Below are 17,648 nucleotides of genomic sequence, written 5' to 3'. Positions count from 1 at the left end.
GATTGGTGTCAATCTCAAAGCAGCAGCAGCTTAAATTATTATCAGTATAAATACTGATTACATAACTGTTATGCTCCCTATTGCATCTGCCTTAAATCTGCGATCGACCTATCATATTAATTCCGGTTGTATCGTCAGGTGATTTAACCGCTCTTGACGCTCTTGAGACAGAGAGAGACAGAGAGAGAGAGACAGAGAGAGAGAGAGAAGAGATATGAATGATTCCTCGGCTAGACGGAATTGATATCAATCAAATATTTATGCTACCGGAAAAATTGCTTTAAAGCCCTCGCGCCCGATCGGGATCAATTAAAATCAGACGATTCATTACTCCAATCCTCGGACTTAAAGGTAGATGTCGCCCTCATCCCTTCGGCTGCGCTCGGGGGCGAGCCCTCAACTGTCAAGCGGTCAACTGTCAACTGAATGGTCTACTTTGGTAGCGGTGCCAAGATTTTCTCAGCATGATTCGCAGCCACCGCGGTAAATAAAGCTTCGTAATGATTCAAAGCTTCCTCAAACCCGTAATTCTCCACAGCATACTTTCTACCTTGCTCGCCCAACGCATCCACGCGATCGGGATTTAAGAACAAATCTTCAACAGCATCCGCCAAAGCCTGCGGATCTTCCGGGGCTACAACCACCCCGCCACCGCTTTGCTGCACTGCTTTCTGCGCCGTACCGGTTTCAGGAACCGACGCCAAAATTGCTCTACCGCTGGCGAGCAGCACTTGAATTTTTGAAGGCATATTGAAGTTAGTAACCCGGCGCTTTTGTACGACTAAACTAATATCCGCAGCAGCTAACATTTCCGGCAATTTTTCTCGGGGTTCAAAAGGCAATAACATTACATTGGTAGCTTTGTAAGTTTCGCAATCTTTTTGCAAGCGCGCCAAGGCTGTTGATTCCCCGACAATTACAAAAGCAATTTCTGGTATGTGTTTCAAACGAGCCGCTGCTTTTACAACTGTTTGTAAACCTTGGGTAAGGGCAATATTCCCAGCATAAAGAATCACAAATTTGTCATTGAGTTGGTGGGTTTCACGAAAAGGGTTATTTTTTTTTGGCAAAGGGCCGATGAAATTCACATCAACCCAATTGGGAAGGCAAACTATTTTTTCGGGGGGTACTCCCTGAGAATGCAATTTGCTGATAAAACCGCTGTCGATGACGCTGACTTGGCTGGCTGTGCTGTAGGCTAATTTTTCTAAGGCGTCAGCAATCTTAATTAGCATTCCGTTTTTTTTCACCAGGCCGACGCGCACGGCTGCTTCTGAGACGATATCTTGGACGTTGAGGACGATCGGGATATCGCGAATCCATCCGTAAAAGGCGACTGGGACGCAAATTGGTAAAGGCGGCATTGTTGAGAAAATCACGTCGGGACGCCAGCCTCTGAAGGCTTGGACGGCACTTGATACCACAAAACTGCCGTCTAGCAAAAGTCGGTCTAGCAGGCTGGGGTGAGGGCCGTTGACGCGCAGGTAGCTGCGCTGAATTGTGACGCCTTTGTGTTCTTCGGTGAGGTAGAATTTGCCCCGATATTGCGGATAAATCCGGCGCTGGGGATAGTTGGGCATTCCGGTGACGACTCGGACTTGGTGGCCGCGCTTGACTAAGCCTTGCGCTAGTTCTGTCATCAGGGGGGCTATGCCGATCGGCTCTGGATAGTAGTTATAGGAATAAATTAGAATACGCATAATATTTAGAAGAAAAGCAAATTATCGAGCCGCGGCGTACCGTCTCGCCTGCACCCGCCCCATAGCAGGGGATGTGGTTGGGTTCCGGGGAGCCTGTGCGGGGCGGCGCGAGAACTTTTCACTCCTTGCGACAGAAGCCGCTTTGACTAGGGCGGGTCCTAGAACCCCTCAGGTCAGGTTTTTGCGCATTACCAGGCAGTTGCAGCTATCATCGGTACGGATGTAGCGAAGCTCGTCTGTGAGCTTGTACATAAATACCAGTCCCCTTTCTCCTTCTCTGTCCAAAGGATCGCGCTGCTCTTGCATGATCGAGTGCAGCTTTGCTTCTAGGTTAAAGGGTTGACCCCTGTCCCAAATCCTAATTTCTAAGTAATCAACAAACACTTTTACCTCAATGTCGATGGGGGTCGCGGGGGGTAAGTTATGGTGAGCGTGGCGGACAGCGTTTGTAAAGCCTTCGTTAACGATGAGCCGGCACTGCCACCAGAAATCTGCTGGTAGCATCGGCAAAACGATATTCTCCAACCATTCCAAAACGGATGTTAAAGCCTTTAGGTCTGTTTCAACCTGAAGGTGCGACTCTGCCTTTGGTTGCTTGTCTTTCATCTTTCTTCCCCTAGGTCGGCCTCCACCACCGCTGCATTCAGCGCAGGTTGGAGAGGAAAAGGAGGGCTCTGTCTTGGCAACATATTAGTTAAGTCAAGCTTGAGTTGAAGAAGCCCGTTTTGCATCAAGGTGAGCATTCCTTTCGCACCATTTACTCGCACAGTACATGAGAGACTTCCGATACTATAAGCCGCCTCGGTAGGGCGTTTAAATAGGGAAAATTCCCGAGTCAGCCGATTTTTCATTTGAGATTTTCAGTTGACTCCGCAGATGAATTAGAGGAGCCCGAACTTGAGTCTAAAATTTTGGGCGATCCGCGCCAGCAGTTGGAAAGCCAGTATGGGTTTTTAGGCGGGTCAGCTTGTGAGGCATAGATTTGAGCTGCGATCGTGTTAGGAGTCGATACTTTTCTAAACACGGGTGAGTTTTTTTTGTCCTCGAAAACCCTGCTGCGGCGATTCGAGTACGAAAAGAACTCGCAAATTGCTAATTCTTGCTCTGACTCGGGATCGGGCAAATAGCAGCGCATTTTCTGTGTGAATTTTAACACTTAATCCTAACGCAGGTATCGCGATCGATCGCCTGCTTGACTTGCGTATCTATTTCGAGTTGCCGTCGCCCGCCGCCAACAGCAACACCAAAGTAGAAGCCTGGGTTGTTGACCGCTATTACATAGCCCCACTATTTTTGTTAAACAGCACAGTTATGGTTTTAACAATTAGTTTCAGGTCATACATCAGGCTCCACTCTTGTTGGTATTTTAAATCTAAACGGATGACATCTTCAAAATCGCGGACTTTAGAGCGACCGTTAACTTGCCATTCGCCAGTCATCCCGGGTTTGACATCCAAACGCTGCCACTGAGGGACTTCGTAGCGCTCTACTTCGTCTGGAGTAGGGGGTCTGGTGCCGACTAGACTCATTTCGCCTTTGAGTACGTTCCAAAACTGCGGCAGTTCGTCGAGACTCGTCTTGCGCAAGATGCGCCCGACTTTGGTAATCCGCGGGTCATTGTCATTTTTGAAAAAGGCGCCAGAAGCTTGGTTTTTAATCTGAGCTTTCATGGCTTCGGCGTTAGTGCACATCGATCGAAATTTCCAAATCCGAAATTTTTTTCCCATCCAGCCGCAGCGGGTTTGCGCAAACAATATCGGGCCAGGATCGTTAATCGTGATGGCTGCCGCTATGGGTACAAGCAAGAATCCCGTAATGATCAAACCGACGATCGCCCCAACGACATCTATCACCCGTTTCACCAACGACTGCACCGAGGGGTGAGTCATCGGTAGCTGATTGTGCGAGGGGTCGCTCTCTACAGGAGCTGAGGTTGCAGAAGGCTGCTCAATTGTCAGCACTTGATCTAGGCTGGTGAGAGCAAATACTGCCATCACTTGCGGCTTGAGGCTTCGGAGCACCAAGTCGCTGCCGCGCTGCTTGACAAATTTCAGATTGCTGACTAAAGCACCGATCCCACTACTGTCAATGAATGTCGTCTGACTGAAGTCTAGGACAATTTTGCTGGGAACGGTGTTTTCAGAGAAAAGTTGCTGGCAGGTTGTCTTAAAGTTTACGGCTTCAAGTACGCTCAAGCGCACGGGTATGTGAACTGAGGGAATCTCGTCCAAGTACGTAACCCGAAAATCTGCCTCTGGGGTTTGGCTGACCATGAAGTCCTAGTTTCAAATTTCAAGCTGATGTCTTTAGCTTATTCTGTCCTAGCGGCTTCACCTTTACCAAATATTGTTGTTATCAAAACGCTAGCTTTATACAAACTTTACAAAAACCGATGAAAAATCTCACCTCGATCGCCTAGATTTTACACGCAAGGGTTAAATTGAGTCTACCCTGCAGGCCGCAAGAAGCAGAGGGTTCGAGGATTTGACCGTTGTTGGTGGTGCCGGAAACAGACAACTGATGGCCTGGGCCAACAGCCGAAAGTTAACAGCCAAAAGTTAACAGCAAAGTCAACAGTTAACCGTTAACTTGAAAACCCCCGTACCCAGCCTCGGGGGACGAGGCTAAGAATTGTAGACGTTTTCTGACTGGGAGGTTTCGCGAGTCATGGGTTTGACTTTGGCTTTGGCTTTGGCTGCGTTGCGTTTGAGGGCCTGGAGACGAGCTTCGTATTTAGCCCGCTGCTGTTTTTTGGAGGTTTGCTCGATTAAGGTTTTTAAGGCGCTACCGAGGCTTTTGTAGGCGTTTGGGAGAGTGTAGCCGAAACGGGTGGCGAGGGCGAGGGCTTTTTCGTCGGCGTCTACTGCTTCTTTTAAACTTTTCTCTCCGTTATTTTTTTGGTAAAGTCTCCAGCCGGAGACGCCGCACAAAGACAGGGCTAGTACCAGCAGCAAGCCGTCTTGCACCCAAAGTTCGCCGACTGCGCCGCCTAAACCGATGGCGAGGGCTGCCATTTCCCAACCGTCTCTGGGGATGGTGTCGTTTTGAATTCGGGCGACTTCATGCCAAAATAGGAGGTTGCGCTGATCCATTGCTAACTGTTCCCAGCGGATCAAGTCTATCTGTATTTCTACCTGGTCTTTGCCTATTTCTTCGCTGCGGATCAGGGTGGGATTAACTTCTATTGTTTTTTCTACTGTTACCCAACTTTGGAGTTCTGGGGGCAGTATATTTTTCAAGCGCCGGATCTCACTCATCTCGGCTCTTGCTGTAGAGGTTGCATAGGATGTCATAGCTCCGGCCTATTGATTTTCCAAAGGTTAATATGTGTCTATTTCTGGAGTATAGCAAACCTTGAATCCAAATATAGTCTAGCAACGGGGTCGATCGACCTTTTGGCAATTTTACTTGATTTTAGGATCGGTCGGGGCGATCGATCCAGCGCTTGAGACTACTTCATCAACGGTTGAATTTCTTGCCGCAATTTCGACCAAGCCGCCAAAACGGACGGCTTAGAAGTAATCCCTTTTTGAACCAAAACCACTCCATCCAATACTTCAGCAATGCCGTAAGCACCAATCCGCAGAGCTTCCTCCGTAAAATGCACTCCCCCCCGAACTCTACCTCGGTCAATGGGACCTTTTAAATTATGCTGCTGCAACTGCCACAAATCTAACAGCGCATAATCGACCTCCACCACTTTTCCCTGTTCATCTTTCATCTGCATCACTTCTAAACGGATCAAGTTTCGGCGACCTGAAAGGTGAGAAACTATATAACCGCTAGTCGAAACGCTAGCATCTTGGGGAATCAAACTAAAGATTTTTTTGACATTAGCTGCGTGTCCGAGTTGAGCCGGCAAAGATTGATAAACCCAAGGTTGGAACGAGTAAGGAGAAATAAAATATAAAGCTCGCCCTGGATTAGAAGTGTAGGTAAGTAGTAGTGACAAACCAATACACCCAATCCAGAAACGATGGAACTTAGGTTTAAACTTATCTTGATGCTGCGACCACCACAATATTGTACCGTAAAACAAGCCCGGAATTACAGCAAAAGTATAGCGGGTGTTGATCGAAATAGCCGCCTGATTAAAAACTTGCAGCAGCAGCACCATTAAAGGAAAAACAGTCATCAACCAGGCACTAGGAGCAATCACAGGTACAAAAGCCAAAGGCAACCAATGACCTAAAAGATACAAAATCCGCCTACTTGCATCTTTAAAAAACACTTCAACAATTATCTGAGGTTGGCTGATAATCGCCCACAGCAATTCTAGTGTTGACGGATTCTCAGTTTTGACAAATTTCCTAAAGTAATTAGCTATGTACAAGCGGGAATTGTCAGCCGAAAACATCGGCATAATTGTATTAGTTACAAACACCACATAGCTAAAGCTAAGAGCGCACAAAGCTAGACCAGCGCGGGGGTAGCGGCGGCTGACAATCAAATAAGCTCCGATCCCAAACAAGCTAATTCCAGCATCTTCACGAGTCCCTAAAGTTAAAACAGCAAAAACCCAAAATAGCGGCCACCGTTGCTTTTCCAAAGCTAGCAGCAAGCTAAATATAAATAGAGGAATTTGGCAGTGTTCGTAAAAATTTCCCAGCGTCGGGCCGATGACACCGTTGGCTCCATAATAGCTGGCTACTATCATTACCGACATGGGAACCGATAGATAATGTCTTGCTAAGAAATACAGCACTATTCCGGCGGCCGCAATTAAACTTACCTGCAAAACAATCAGGGTAACAGGAGATGGAAACAAAGCATAAATTGGCATCCAGATCAAAAAATCAATGACGAAGTGCTGCCCTAAATGGATGTAAGACGGGTACGATAGTTGTCTGTCCATCAACGAGGCGCTGGAGGCGGCGGAGGACATTGAACTTTCAAAAAATCTGCCGTGTACGCTATTCCAAAATACTTGGTTAAATAAGCCGTGGTCGTAGGTTGACAGCAAGCTTTCATAGCGGATTATACTAAAAATTAAAACTATGATAAAAAATATAGTTCCTAGGATTGTGACTTGACGCAATCCTGTTTGACTGTTCCAGGAGTCTAGAGGTTTGAATTTCATATTTTTTGCTAAAGCAGATATTTTCTCTAACGTTGATTGGACTTATTCATAGGTGACCAAAAACCCGGTTTTTCGCAAAAATACCTGGCTCAAACCCTGAAGCATAGTTAAAAAAATCAGGTTTTTTGGGTCGGATTGTCCAAACGGTTATGGTTGACGGAAGTTGTGCTTAAATTCTGAAATACAAATAAATTTGCCTTGGGTTTTCAGTTTGGTGATGTATTTTTCTAGTTTGTCAACCATTTTCTGACCTGAGTCTTTTTTGACGTAACCGGGTAATTTAAACTGGGAAATATCTGTGAATTCCCAGGGGTGAAAGTAGATGTTCAAATACGAGTCTGTGTGTAGTGTTAGCTTGGCTGCTAATTGTATCACTGACAGGGGAAAGTTTTTAAAGCTCAACCAAAATAAGGGAAATCTGATTATAGGAGTGACTGAAATGGGAAGGTTGAGCAGTTTATTCGTATAATATGCAGTTCTGGGTTTAGATAGGTTGTTGTATCGCCCGGGGATGTAGGTGGGATTCATTGAGGAGTTGTATTCGTAGCCTGCTTTTTCTATTTCTATGTCATCAACAGGCTGAAGTCTCGCCATCCTGAATCCGGTGACTTGAGTATTAGTTATTTTTTCTAGGGCTTGCTTGGATTTTTGTAAATCTTCTAGACAAAATTGAGAGTGGTAAAAGCCGTGGGAGGCGATTTCGTGCTGTTGAGCAAGTTTTTTGATTGTATCTGGGTGGTGGAGTGCAAAGTTAGCGGTGACAAAAAATGTGGCTGAGATATCTAATCGGTTGAGAAGTGCGATAATATTTGACAATCCTCGGCTAGAAATTTCAAATTTGATTTCGTCTGTCAGGGGTTGACCGTATTCTTCGGGAATGTCAAATTCTTCTATATCGAAGCTCAACAATATTGATTTATTCATAGTAGCCTGCGCGGTCGTTGTATCTAATTTTAAACAAACAGCTCAGCATTTTAAGGGAGTCTTGAAAAATATTAACTTGAGACATTTTGTAGAGGTGTTGCTGGGAAACTCTGGCAGGAATTTCGCCAATTGTGTATCCTTTTTTTTTGGCTAAAAATAGCAGTTCGGCATCAAATGAGAAGCCAGTAAGTGTTTGTCTTTTAAAGATGTCTTGGGCTGGTTTTTTGTTAAAGCCTTTGAGTCCGGCTTGCATATCTTTATATTTGAGATTGAGGATGGCTCGGGAAATAAAGTTAAATATTTTACCGGATATTTTTCTCAGCAGGGTAAGATTTCGGAAGTTTTCTGTATCGAGGTTTCTACAACCAATGACGACATCAAATTTTTCTAATTTTTCTACGAGGGGTTCGAGGTGTTCCAGGGAGTAAGCTAAGTCGCCATCCATGAAGCAAATGCAGTCTGCGTCTACATCTTCGCATCCTTTTTTGACGGCATAGCCTTTGCCTTGACGGTTGCTGTACGAAATTAGTTTGATATGATGCGTGGGGAAAGCTTTGAGTTGGTTTTCGATAATTTCTAATGTATTGTCGGTGGAGCCGTCATTAACAATGATAAAATTGTAAACGTGATTTTTTTGAGAAAATTCTAAAATTCTGTCAAAGGTTTGCTCTATGCAATTTGCTTCATTGTAAACAGGCAGAATTACCGCTATCTTCATCATGGTTATTGCATCGGGCTTTCGCAGAAATATGCTAGCACCTCAGGGGGGAAATCACAAGTAAAAGAGATCGCATATAAAAACTCCGGACAACAAATAAACACAGTCAAGATTGAGCGCGGGTTGTACGAAAAGTGCGATCGCCATAAATTGTATCATGCTAGAGTTGACCTAGCTCATCTTTAGGGGCGGCAGGGGCGATCGACAATCTAGAGGCTCCCAGCACCTGGGCCATAAAAACCCTCATAGCTACCGCCTAAACTACATACCTCATAAGGTCGTAATTGTCAATGATAAATTATTTAATTAACAAATGGCCGGAGTATTTTAAATCCGGTATGACGCCCCGAAAAAAACGTATTATTAAATTTTTACTAGCATTCCTCCTAACTTTCATCACGTATCAAACAATCTTAGAAATTATCACAGTAGAAATTCCGATTTTCGGCTTTCACGATATAGTAGACCTGCGGAATCCCCAGGAAATACCGCCCCAGCGGCGAGACTTTCCCGGCGACTACAGCCAGCAAAATTTGGAACCTTTTTTAGAGGATTTAGTCAGCCACAACTATTGGTTTTTGTCAACCCAAGAGCTTTACGAGTATTTTATCGCCAATCCCCAAAAGCCGGTGCCGAGTGAATATCGCGATCGCAAAAAAGTTATGATTGCCTTTGACGATGGAAACAAAAGCATTTATACGCACTTACTCCCGATTTTAGAAAGACTCGAAAATAAATACCGCAAAAAAACTCAAGTAGTCGTATTTGTCAACTCCGGATTCTTGGGCCGTCAGGACTCACTCATAAAAAAAGTAACTTGTCAAGACTTAAGAGACGGAATGCAAAAAGGATTTTATGATATTCAATCCCACGGACTGAATCACGAAAACCTCACCAAAATTTCTCCTACAGCACTAGACAGAGAATTATCTCAAGACCAAATTAGACTCAGGAAATGCACCCAAGATTTAGACCAAAATCAAATAGTAGCTTCTCACATAGCCTACCCATTTGGCGCTGTAAACAAAGAAGTTGAAAAATCTATTGCTAAATACTACAAGTCCGGCTACTTGTACGACAGCTTAAAATTAAAATTGCGATTTTTTCCACCCAATAAATACCGAATTTCCAGGTTGACAGTCAATACAAAACACTCCGCCAAAAGACTCAGCAGTTTAGCTTCAGGAAGCTGGCTGCACAAATTAATAGGCAAGTAAATTTTGGCAAATATATAGTAGCTAAAACAAATCGGTAGGTACATTGGAATACACAACATCAGATTTACAAGACACGGTAAAAAACGAAAAGCTTTTTGCAGTTGCTGCGGTTTCCCAACGCGCCGAAGCGCTGGATGCGCTGCGCGGACTAGCAGTTTTAGCCATGGTTTTATCAGGTACAATAGCCCGCAAAACCTTACCAGCGTGGATGTATCACGCCCAACTGCCGCCGCCAGATCACGTTTTTAATAACAAACTGCCAGGATTAACCTGGGTTGATTTAGTTTTCCCCTTCTTTTTGTTTGCGATGGGCGCCGCCATACCGCTAGCTTTGTCGCGCCGCATCGCCAAAGGATGGGATACAAAAAAAGTTATTTTCTCTATCTTGCAAAGAGGCTTTTTCTTAGCATCCTTTGCAATATTTCTCCAGCACATTCGCCCGACTACAATTAACCCCGACGAACCCAGCCCGCAAAAGTGGTGGCTGGGTTTGTGCGGATTTGTAATATTATTTTTGATGTACGTTCGCTGGCCGCAAAAGTGGTCGGCGTGGCTGCGCAGAGCGTTAACAATTGCTGCTTGGAGTGCCGGAATTGGCTTCATATCTCACATCAAATATCCCGACGGTAGGGGAATTTCTTTTAACCGCAGCGATATTATCTTGATGGTACTGGCAAATGTCGCCGTTTTTGGATCGATAATTTGGCTGTTTACTCGTTCAAATGTGTGGTTGCGAGTCGGATTTTTGGGATTGCTGCTGGCGGCGCGGCTCTCTTCTCACGATGCTGGTTGGATTAAGTCTGTTTGGCTGTACTCTCCTGCACCTTGGCTGTTTCAATTTGATTATTTAAAGTATTTGTTTGTGGTGATTCCCGGTACGATTGTGGGGGATTTGCTCGGCCGCTGGATAGAGTATTCTTCGCCGCAAGAGGCGAGTTACGCTCGCTGGAAAAGTTGGCGGTATTTCAGCATTATGGTTTTGATGTTTGCGATTAATTTAGTCTTGTTAATTGGACTGCAAACTAGATTGGTGTGGCAAACTGGATTAGTGACGGTCGTGCTGTGTTTGTGCGGTTGGGTTTTGTTGAGCAAGCCCGGAAATGTCACGGAAAATGTCTTCAACCGCCTTTACAAATGGGGTTTTTATTGGCTGGTTCTGGGTTTGCTGTTTGAGCCTTATGAAGGAGGAATCAAGAAAGATTCGGCGACGATGAGTTACTTTTTTGTAACTGCGGGAATGGCAATTTTGCTATTGATTGGGTTGATGGTAATTATCGATGTGTTTCAGAAAAAATGGTTTTTGCAGTTGTTTATTGACAACGGGGTAAATCCGATGATTGGCTATGCGGGATTTGCCAATATTATCTGGCCGATTCTGGTGTTAAATGAATGGGAACCGATGATTATTGAGATGACTTCGACCGATCCGTTTATGGGTTTTTTAAGGGGATTTGGATATACGGCGATTTTAGCGTTAATTGTGGTGGCATTTACGAGGTTGAAACTATTTTTGAGAACGTGAGATAATTAAAGAGCGGGAGCATCTTCACGTCTGGTAAATATAATTTCCTCATCAGCTTGCCTAAACTCAAGTAATATCATCTTTGCTCGAATAACCGCGATAAGATGAGTTTGGAGTGAGGACTTTACTTTTTCGACGACTATAAGGACTAAAGTCTTTACTACGAACCTTTTTGATTGTGGTAATCGAGCGGACATGATAGGAGGCGCCCGGAGTGCCAAGAAACAGAAGTTACGCACTCCGACATAGAAACCGGGTTTTTTACCGAATCTGCGAGTAAAAACGGAGTATTTTCGTAAAAAAACCCGGTTTCTGAACCCCGTGCGTCCACGACTATGAAAGCGACTTCAAAATGCCGCTTTCCAACTGGTAAATTGCTGCCATAATCCCAGTCTCAGGATTGGTTAGGAGGGATTTTTTGACATCTTTCAAGTAAGCTACTAGGTGTTCGCGTAAAATCGGGCGTTCGACTTTCACTGTGCGATCGTAATCCCACAAATCCCACATGATAATCCCGACACCGACGATCGGATCGATCAAACCTACTCCCAACTGACTCGCCACCGTACCGCCTGTTTTTGTAGCCATCTTGGCCGCCGCTTTGGTCGCAACTTTTGCCGTAACTTTGCTGCCAATTTTTGCCGCCATTCCCAGAATTAACGGCTTCGCAACTAAGTAGCCGCTACCGCCAACTAATACTTTTAATGATAAATTGGAAACGTTTCCTTTATCGTTAATTGTGGTGGCAATATCGTTCAAATATTTATCCCACTGCACTTGAGGTATGTTATAATTGTTTTGAACTACTTTCACATTTTTGCTAACTTCCGCTATGTACAAGTTAGCAGTATCTTGGGTGATTAATTGAAACCGCATTTGAGCATTTCTGGGGACAAGTACGCGGTTGGCAAATTCTCTTTGAAAGTCTTCGGTTAATTTTTCGGAAACAGCTTGTGAGGCTGCATTCATATCAAATCTGTTGAATATAGCTGATTTGAGGAAGTTGAAAGGTACGGTAAACTCCATCTTTTTTTGGTTGAAGTAATCGAAGTACCAATCTAGGAAACTGTTGTCAACTCGGGCGATTACTTCGGTTTCCCATTTGTCCAATTCTTTAGATGCAAAAGTTTCGGCTGTTGTACTGGCCGCTTGGATGGCGTTTTTAACGTCTTGGTTGACTTTGCTAAAATCGTGTGGCGGCGAGACTACAACTGCTGTGGTTGCAGTATTTGTGAGTGACTTGGAAATGATAAAGTTACCTAACAGCGGAATAATTACTACCAAAATGACGATCGTCCAAATCATCGGCGTCACGGTTTTGATAAACTGAGCGATAACTTTGAGACGCTCTGTTTTCTGTGAATAGGTAACTTTTTCCTTTTCCTGATTCATGGCGGTTGCTCAACTGATGAGAATTTGGCTAGTTTCGATTATAGGCGGCGTTTTGTGAATTGTGTTAAGGGCGATCGGGCTGTGATTCTGGAAAGGCAGGGGAAAAGTGCGATCGACCGTTCGATCGTCCCTGACTATATAATAGTCATAGACTTAGTTATAATGCTTAGGTACTGCCTTCCCCCAAACTTAAAAAAAATATGGTTCAGAAAATAGCTCTATTTAATCACAAGGGCGGCGTTAGCAAAACAACAACTACATTTAATCTAGGATGGATGTTAGCCACCAAGGGAAAAAAAGTAATCTTAGTGGATGCAGATCCGCAATGCAATCTCACAGGTATGGTTCTGGGGTTTTCAACTAAGGAAGAGCTAGAGGGATTATATAAAAAAGAACAGAATATTAAATCAGGCTTAGCACCTGCATTTGAATCAAGACCAAAGCTGATTGAGGCTGTAGATTGTTTGCCAGTAGAAGGGTGCGAGGGTTTGTTTTTATTGCCCGGTCATGTGGGACTTGCTGAATATGAGGTAACATTAGGCATTGCACAAGAGCTAAGCGGTTCAATTCAAGCACTGCAAAATTTACCGGGTTCAATTTCTTATCTTTTGCAAAAAACAGCAGATAAATTTGAGGCTGATTATATTTTGATTGATATGAGTCCAAGTTTAAGCTCAATCAATCAGAACCTACTGATGACCAGTGATTTTTTTATAGTTCCTACCAGTCCTGACTTTTTTTCAGTAATGGCGATCGACTCTTTGGCAACAATTCTGCCAAAATGGTATGCTTGGGCTCAAAAAGCTTCAGAAATGAGAATTTTGAAAGATGCCGCCTATCCATTTCCCAAAGTTACACCGCGCTTGCTTGGGACTATTATTCAAAACTATAGAATCAGAAATGGAGAGCCTGCTGCGGCTTTTCAGAAGTGGATTGATGCAATTGAAGAAGCTGTTTCCGCTAGATTAGTGCCATCTTTGCAAGAAAATAGGATGCTGCTCGCTAAAAATATATACGAATCTCTAGACATAGGCAGTGATTTCTGCCTGGCAAAAATTTCTGATTTTAACAGCCTGATTGCTAAGTCTCAAGAGCATCAAACACCTATTTTTGCTCTCACTTCTAAGCAAATAGAGCAGGTTGGTAGAGTTTTAAACACTACTCTAGAAGCACAAGAAAAGTTCAAAACTACTTTTGATAAACTAGCCGATAAAATTATTTTTTTAACCTCCAATGCAGGCAGCAATTGATCTATTTCGCATCAGTATTGCTCGCGTTCGGGATCTGATTGCTGTGCATAATTCTTTAAAAGCTCAAGCTAGTAGTGTTCTGGATCTTTCAGATATGCTGAGAGCTGCACTTGTTCTAGCGGTTAGCGCTTTGGACTACTATATTCACGAAGTTGTTAGGATAGGAATGTTAGAAATTCACCGAGGCCAACGTCCTGAACCGCCAGCATTTTCGGGGTTTCAAATTTCACTGGGTAATGCCCGCACAGGTATAAACGCAGGACAAAATATAGATTCCTGGTTAGAAGATGAAATTCGCCAACGCCACAGCTACAAAAGTTTTCAGCAGCCAAATGCTATAGCTGATGCTGTCCGGCTGATTTGCGATAAAAAGTTGTGGGAAGAAGTCTCTATTAACATGGGTAGCCCTGCTAAAGATATAAAACAACAACTAAGTCTGATTATCGATCGCCGAAATAAGATAGCACATGAAGCAGATATAGATCCTACTTTATCGTTAGGGAATCGCTGGCCGATTGATGAACTATTAGTTAATGAAGCGGTTGATTTTCTTGAGCAAGTCGTTGAGAGCATACACAAGATTTTGTAAGGATCAACTTCATCAATAACTCAAGCCACTTGCTCAACATTGAGCCGCCCTTCAACCCGCTCATATTCATCTTCAAGCAGCCAAAGCCTTGCTTCCTCATAGCTAGAACAAGCAAAAACAATCTTATAGTCTTCAGTCGGGTCGAAAATGCAAAAATTATTTTGATCGTCACCGAGCAACATCAAAACATAAGGAGGGACAGAGGTAGGGTCAACCCATATTTCTGTAAACTGCCAGTTATTTGCTAGGTTGGGTACGGGGGATGACATGATATTTATCTCCTATCACTTTAATTTCACCGTAATGTAAAGGAATTCGGCTGCCATCACTCTCAATTCTATAACCAATTGGGCTGGCAAAGTAGAGTCCATATCGTTCGTGATTGCGAATAATGCCTGTGAATTCCCCATTTTCTATTATGGCTTGTGCCACCCTAATCATTGTAGCTTCATTGTTAAATACATGAGCAGCTCCCCCTCGCCGCAATAACCTTTGCATTTGTAGTGTATCTGGGAGATGCTTGGCAATATGTCTATTGTCTATCGTTAGTTCACGGTTAATACCACTCATATCATTGACCTTTGCATCAGTATTATATGATGTTAAATTTTGTAGGGGCGGGGAAAGCGAATAAGAATTGCCTATAACAGACAATATTAATAAACCCGCCCTGCGCATATAATTCTGATGCTACCGGATTTGATATCATTTAATCTGAAAATCACAGTAATATTTGAATAAAAACCCCGGTTTCGTAAATAAACCGAGGTTTTTAATTGAAGGCTAAAAACGATTAAACCTTCGCTTCTTTCTTCACCAAATCACCCCAACCCAAATCCTTGAGGGAATTATTCCGGCGCAACGGGCGAGTCACCAATTCCAAAATATCCCGCGCATTTCCAAAGCCGTGAATCTGAGCGAAAGTAAACTCAACTGACCATTTAGTATTAATCCCGCGCGCTTCCAAAGGATTAGCGTGAGCCATACCAGTAATTACCAAGTCGATATTCTGCGCGTAAATCCGCTGTAGCTGATTGTAATTGTCTGGTTTTTCGACAATTCGAGGCGTGGGAACTCCCATCTCGTGACAAGTCTTTTCTAACAAAGCCAATTCGGCGGCTTGATAGCGTTTGTCCATGTAAGGAATGCCGATTTCCGGACAAGTCATGCCGCAGCGAATCAAGAAACGTGCTAAAGAAATTTCTAGCAAGTTGTCGCCCATGAAAAAGACTGATTTGCCGCGAATTATTTGCAGGTAATCTTCTAAACCAGCCCAAATTTGCGCTTCCCGTTCGTCCAAACCTTTTGGTTCAATGTTGAGTACAGAGCAAATCTTTTCAATCCAGGCGCGGGTTCCGTCTGGCCCGATCGGGAATGGAGCACCAATTAGCTTACACTTGCGGCGGCGCATCAACGTAGAAGCGGTACGGGACAAGAACGGATTCATGCCAGATACATAATAACCTTCTTCCAAAACTGGCAATTCAGTGTAGCGCTTGGAAGGAAGCCAGCCGGAAACTTTGATTCCTTGCTTCTTCAATTCTAAGGTTAGCTGAGTGACAACCGGGTCGGGCAAAGAACCGAAAAGTACCAGCGGTGTGTGCTTGACATATTCCGATTCATCTGCTGCAACTTCCTCTTTTTTCTTGCCGAAATTCAGCAGTTGAGAGATCGCATTGCGTTCTACTTTCTGAGATTCCATGACAGGCGCTTTCTCAGGACACTTAGCAGCCATCGCGGCTAAAACGGTATCTTCGCCTTGGGTAAAGGCGTAATCTAAGCCGTTAGCGCGGGCTGTGACGATGGGGATGCCGATTTCGGCTTCCAGCTTGGGTGCTAGGCCTTCCAAGTCCATTTTGATGATTTCGGTGGTGCAGGTGCCGATCCAGACAATTACACTGGGGTTACGATCGCGCTTAATTTGCAAGCACAGCCGCTTCAACTCGTCGAAATCGTTTAATTGAGCGGAAATGTCGCCTTCTTCCAACTCAGCCATTGCATAACGGGGTTCGGCAAAAATCATCACGCCCATGGCGTTTTGCAAGAAATAGCCGCAAGTTTTGGTACCGATGACTAGGAAAAAGCTATCTTCAATTTTTTGATAAAGCCAAGCTACGCAGCTAATCGGACAAAATGTGTGATAATTACCAGTTTCGCATTCAAAATTTAAAGCTTCTGGCTCAGTAGTCGTAATTGCAGTCATATTTCAAATGTTCTCCATTTAAATTGTTTTTCGTCTTGAACTTGGACAGGTTAGGCTAGGGAGGAAATAGCTGTATTTGGCGATCGCGCGATCGCAGAACAATAATAGAAATACCTGGTTTTGGCGTAATTCCTGTGAAAAATAGATGCAGCAAGCTGAATATTTTCGCAGCAGCAGCATCTAAAATTCCAGCTCAAAAATTATGCGCGAGGGCTTGTCATCCCTCACAGCATGGATTTAGTGTTTTTCAACTCGCTAAGCTAAAAACCATTTTTGTGGTTGTGAGTTTGAGTTAATTAAAATTTAACAACTCGCAACTCACAACTCACAAATAGGCGGGAAAACTCCCGACTAGGATAGACTTTGGCGATCGCAACAACCTTACTTAAAATCCGACAAAAAGCCCGAAATCTCTTCATCCTCATCATCGGAATCCAAATCGCCGAGACCTAGAGCATCTAAATCATCTTCATCAGGATCTCCCGTAGTTGCTTCCCCCAGATCGTCAAGTCCGAGATCGTCGAGGTCATCGTCATCAGATACAGAGAAATCATCGTCAAGAGCGTCTTCGTCCAAGTCGCCCAGATCCATGTCTAGGTCATCTGAGGTCTTTTTCCCAAACGGATCGGGTATTTCTTCAGCGACAAAATCTGCATCTTCTTCCCCAAACGGGTCGGATATCCCCGATTCGAGGTCTCCAGAGGTCAAAGTCCCAAATTCTGAGGCTTCTTCTTCATCCTCATCGCCGAGGTCGAGATCGTCCAAAGCCGAAGCTTCTTCTTCATCGTCATCGCCGAGGTCGAGACCGTCCAAAGCCGAAGCTTCTTCTTCATCGTCGTCGCCCATATCGAAATCTGATACGGCATCTTCCTCATCGTCGTCGCCCATATCGAAATCTGATACGGCGTCTTCCTCATCGTCATCGCCGAGGTCGAGACCGTCCAAAGCCGAAGCCGCTTCTTCATCGTCATCGCCGAGGTCGAAGTCAGAGGCTGCTTCTTCCTCGTCATCGCCGAGGTCGAAGTCAGAGACTGCTTCTTCCTCGTCATCGCC

Annotated in this window: 16 protein-coding genes and 1 pseudogene; 4 read left to right on the top strand and 13 right to left on the bottom strand. The window is 44.3% G+C overall.

Translation table 11 applies throughout. From position 1 onward, the window contains the following. Nucleotides 1–431: 431 nt before the first annotated feature. The 8 genes from QT974_RS09285 to QT974_RS09250 form a co-directional block, all read right to left on the bottom strand. Nucleotides 432–1,700, bottom strand: coding sequence for a WcaI family glycosyltransferase (locus QT974_RS09285; RefSeq protein WP_333468217.1), 1,269 nt, complete (start codon nucleotides 1,698–1,700; stop codon nucleotides 432–434). A gap of 168 nt (nucleotides 1,701–1,868) precedes the next feature. Next, nucleotides 1,869–2,306, bottom strand: coding sequence for an ATP-binding protein (locus tag QT974_RS09280; RefSeq protein WP_333468216.1), 438 nt, complete (start codon nucleotides 2,304–2,306; stop codon nucleotides 1,869–1,871). Next, nucleotides 2,303–2,551 carry a hypothetical protein gene (locus tag QT974_RS09275; RefSeq protein WP_333468215.1) on the bottom strand — a complete coding sequence of 83 codons (249 nt, stop codon included), beginning with the start codon at nucleotides 2,549–2,551 and terminating at the stop codon, nucleotides 2,303–2,305. The genes QT974_RS09280 and QT974_RS09275 overlap by 4 nt, the downstream gene beginning before the upstream one ends. Before the next feature lie 423 nt (nucleotides 2,552–2,974). Then, nucleotides 2,975–3,973: an anti-sigma factor antagonist gene (locus tag QT974_RS09270; RefSeq protein ID WP_333468214.1), complete on the bottom strand. Its 999-nt coding sequence runs from the start codon at nucleotides 3,971–3,973 to the stop codon at nucleotides 2,975–2,977. 351 nt (nucleotides 3,974–4,324) lie between these two features. Then, on the bottom strand, nucleotides 4,325–4,993 hold the full coding sequence (locus QT974_RS09265) for a DUF3318 domain-containing protein (RefSeq protein ID WP_333468213.1): 669 nt from the start codon (nucleotides 4,991–4,993) through the stop codon (nucleotides 4,325–4,327). Between the two features lie 158 nt (nucleotides 4,994–5,151). Then, nucleotides 5,152–6,780, bottom strand: coding sequence for a DUF2079 domain-containing protein (locus QT974_RS09260; protein ID WP_333468212.1), 1,629 nt, complete (start codon nucleotides 6,778–6,780; stop codon nucleotides 5,152–5,154). Between the two features lie 147 nt (nucleotides 6,781–6,927). After that, nucleotides 6,928–7,704 carry a polysaccharide deacetylase family protein gene (locus QT974_RS09255; RefSeq protein WP_333468211.1) on the bottom strand — a complete coding sequence of 259 codons (777 nt, stop codon included), beginning with the start codon at nucleotides 7,702–7,704 and terminating at the stop codon, nucleotides 6,928–6,930. Then, nucleotides 7,697–8,425, bottom strand: coding sequence for a glycosyltransferase (locus QT974_RS09250; protein ID WP_333468210.1), 729 nt, complete (start codon nucleotides 8,423–8,425; stop codon nucleotides 7,697–7,699). Before QT974_RS09250 ends, QT974_RS09255 begins: the two co-directional genes overlap by 8 nt. Before the next feature lie 287 nt (nucleotides 8,426–8,712). On the opposite strand from QT974_RS09250, the gene QT974_RS09245 reads away from it, so the two are divergent. Together QT974_RS09245 and QT974_RS09240 are read left to right on the top strand one after the other, a co-directional pair. Next, the gene (locus QT974_RS09245) at nucleotides 8,713–9,639 is read left to right on the top strand and encodes a polysaccharide deacetylase family protein (protein WP_333468209.1); all 927 of its coding nucleotides are present in this window, start codon (nucleotides 8,713–8,715) and stop codon (nucleotides 9,637–9,639) included. Nucleotides 9,640–9,682: 43 nt separating this feature from the next. Next, nucleotides 9,683–11,161: a DUF5009 domain-containing protein gene (locus tag QT974_RS09240; protein ID WP_333468208.1), complete on the top strand. Its 1,479-nt coding sequence runs from the start codon at nucleotides 9,683–9,685 to the stop codon at nucleotides 11,159–11,161. Nucleotides 11,162–11,494: 333 nt separating this feature from the next. Here QT974_RS09240 and QT974_RS09235 read toward each other — a convergent pair whose 3' ends face one another. Further along, nucleotides 11,495–12,553, bottom strand: coding sequence for a hypothetical protein (locus tag QT974_RS09235; RefSeq protein WP_333468207.1), 1,059 nt, complete (start codon nucleotides 12,551–12,553; stop codon nucleotides 11,495–11,497). A 200-nt stretch (nucleotides 12,554–12,753) separates the two neighbouring features. Between QT974_RS09235 and QT974_RS09230 the strand changes: the two genes are divergently transcribed. Both QT974_RS09230 and QT974_RS09225 read left to right on the top strand, forming a co-directional pair. After that, nucleotides 12,754–13,803 carry a ParA family protein gene (locus tag QT974_RS09230; protein ID WP_333468206.1) on the top strand — a complete coding sequence of 350 codons (1,050 nt, stop codon included), beginning with the start codon at nucleotides 12,754–12,756 and terminating at the stop codon, nucleotides 13,801–13,803. Further along, nucleotides 13,787–14,392 (top strand): HEPN domain-containing protein, encoded by a 606-nt coding sequence (locus tag QT974_RS09225; RefSeq protein ID WP_333468205.1) that lies wholly within the window; start codon nucleotides 13,787–13,789, stop codon nucleotides 14,390–14,392. Before QT974_RS09230 ends, QT974_RS09225 begins: the two co-directional genes overlap by 17 nt. 20 nt (nucleotides 14,393–14,412) lie before the next feature. Here the strand turns inward: QT974_RS09225 and QT974_RS09220 are convergent, their stop codons facing one another. The 4 genes and pseudogenes from QT974_RS09220 to QT974_RS09205 form a co-directional block, all read right to left on the bottom strand. Beyond that, nucleotides 14,413–14,661 (bottom strand): hypothetical protein, encoded by a 249-nt coding sequence (locus QT974_RS09220; protein WP_333468204.1) that lies wholly within the window; start codon nucleotides 14,659–14,661, stop codon nucleotides 14,413–14,415. Continuing rightward, nucleotides 14,630–14,962: a DUF6972 family protein gene (locus QT974_RS09215; protein ID WP_333468203.1), complete on the bottom strand. Its 333-nt coding sequence runs from the start codon at nucleotides 14,960–14,962 to the stop codon at nucleotides 14,630–14,632. The genes QT974_RS09220 and QT974_RS09215 overlap by 32 nt, the downstream gene beginning before the upstream one ends. Nucleotides 14,963–15,185: 223 nt before the next feature. Beyond that, nucleotides 15,186–16,595 (bottom strand): ferredoxin:protochlorophyllide reductase (ATP-dependent) subunit N, encoded by a 1,410-nt coding sequence (locus QT974_RS09210; RefSeq protein WP_293212396.1) that lies wholly within the window; start codon nucleotides 16,593–16,595, stop codon nucleotides 15,186–15,188. 381 nt (nucleotides 16,596–16,976) lie between these two features. Next, nucleotides 16,977–17,648: pseudogene (locus tag QT974_RS09205) on the bottom strand (DUF5331 domain-containing protein); the annotation flags it as partial.

Source organism: Microcoleus sp. BM001215392 (assembly GCF_036700185.1).
Classification (GTDB): Bacteria; Cyanobacteriota; Cyanobacteriia; order Cyanobacteriales; family Microcoleaceae; genus Microcoleus.
The sequence above is the reverse complement of the archived record's forward strand: the minus strand, read 5'-3'. Positions and strand labels throughout refer to the sequence as shown.

Excerpts from the sequence above, each read along its gene's own strand:
- QT974_RS09255 (WP_333468211.1), bottom strand. The coding sequence starts at position 7,704 with ATGAATAAATCAATATTGTTGAGCTTCGATATAGAAGAATTTGACATT.
- QT974_RS09285 (WP_333468217.1), bottom strand. The coding sequence starts at position 1,700 with ATGCGTATTCTAATTTATTCCTATAACTACTATCCAGAGCCGATCGGC.
- QT974_RS09235 (WP_333468207.1), bottom strand. The coding sequence starts at position 12,553 with ATGAATCAGGAAAAGGAAAAAGTTACCTATTCACAGAAAACAGAGCGT.
- QT974_RS09280 (WP_333468216.1), bottom strand. The coding sequence starts at position 2,306 with ATGAAAGACAAGCAACCAAAGGCAGAGTCGCACCTTCAGGTTGAAACA.
- QT974_RS09270 (WP_333468214.1), bottom strand. The coding sequence starts at position 3,973 with ATGGTCAGCCAAACCCCAGAGGCAGATTTTCGGGTTACGTACTTGGAC.
- QT974_RS09220 (WP_333468204.1), bottom strand. The coding sequence starts at position 14,661 with ATGTCATCCCCCGTACCCAACCTAGCAAATAACTGGCAGTTTACAGAA.
- QT974_RS09275 (WP_333468215.1), bottom strand. The coding sequence starts at position 2,551 with ATGAAAAATCGGCTGACTCGGGAATTTTCCCTATTTAAACGCCCTACC.
- QT974_RS09230 (WP_333468206.1), top strand. The coding sequence starts at position 12,754 with ATGGTTCAGAAAATAGCTCTATTTAATCACAAGGGCGGCGTTAGCAAA.
- QT974_RS09210 (WP_293212396.1), bottom strand. The coding sequence starts at position 16,595 with ATGACTGCAATTACGACTACTGAGCCAGAAGCTTTAAATTTTGAATGC.
- QT974_RS09225 (WP_333468205.1), top strand. The coding sequence starts at position 13,787 with ATGCAGGCAGCAATTGATCTATTTCGCATCAGTATTGCTCGCGTTCGG.
- QT974_RS09245 (WP_333468209.1), top strand. The coding sequence starts at position 8,713 with ATGATAAATTATTTAATTAACAAATGGCCGGAGTATTTTAAATCCGGT.
- QT974_RS09260 (WP_333468212.1), bottom strand. The coding sequence starts at position 6,780 with ATGAAATTCAAACCTCTAGACTCCTGGAACAGTCAAACAGGATTGCGT.
- QT974_RS09215 (WP_333468203.1), bottom strand. The coding sequence starts at position 14,962 with ATGAGTGGTATTAACCGTGAACTAACGATAGACAATAGACATATTGCC.
- QT974_RS09250 (WP_333468210.1), bottom strand. The coding sequence starts at position 8,425 with ATGATGAAGATAGCGGTAATTCTGCCTGTTTACAATGAAGCAAATTGC.
- QT974_RS09265 (WP_333468213.1), bottom strand. The coding sequence starts at position 4,993 with ATGACATCCTATGCAACCTCTACAGCAAGAGCCGAGATGAGTGAGATC.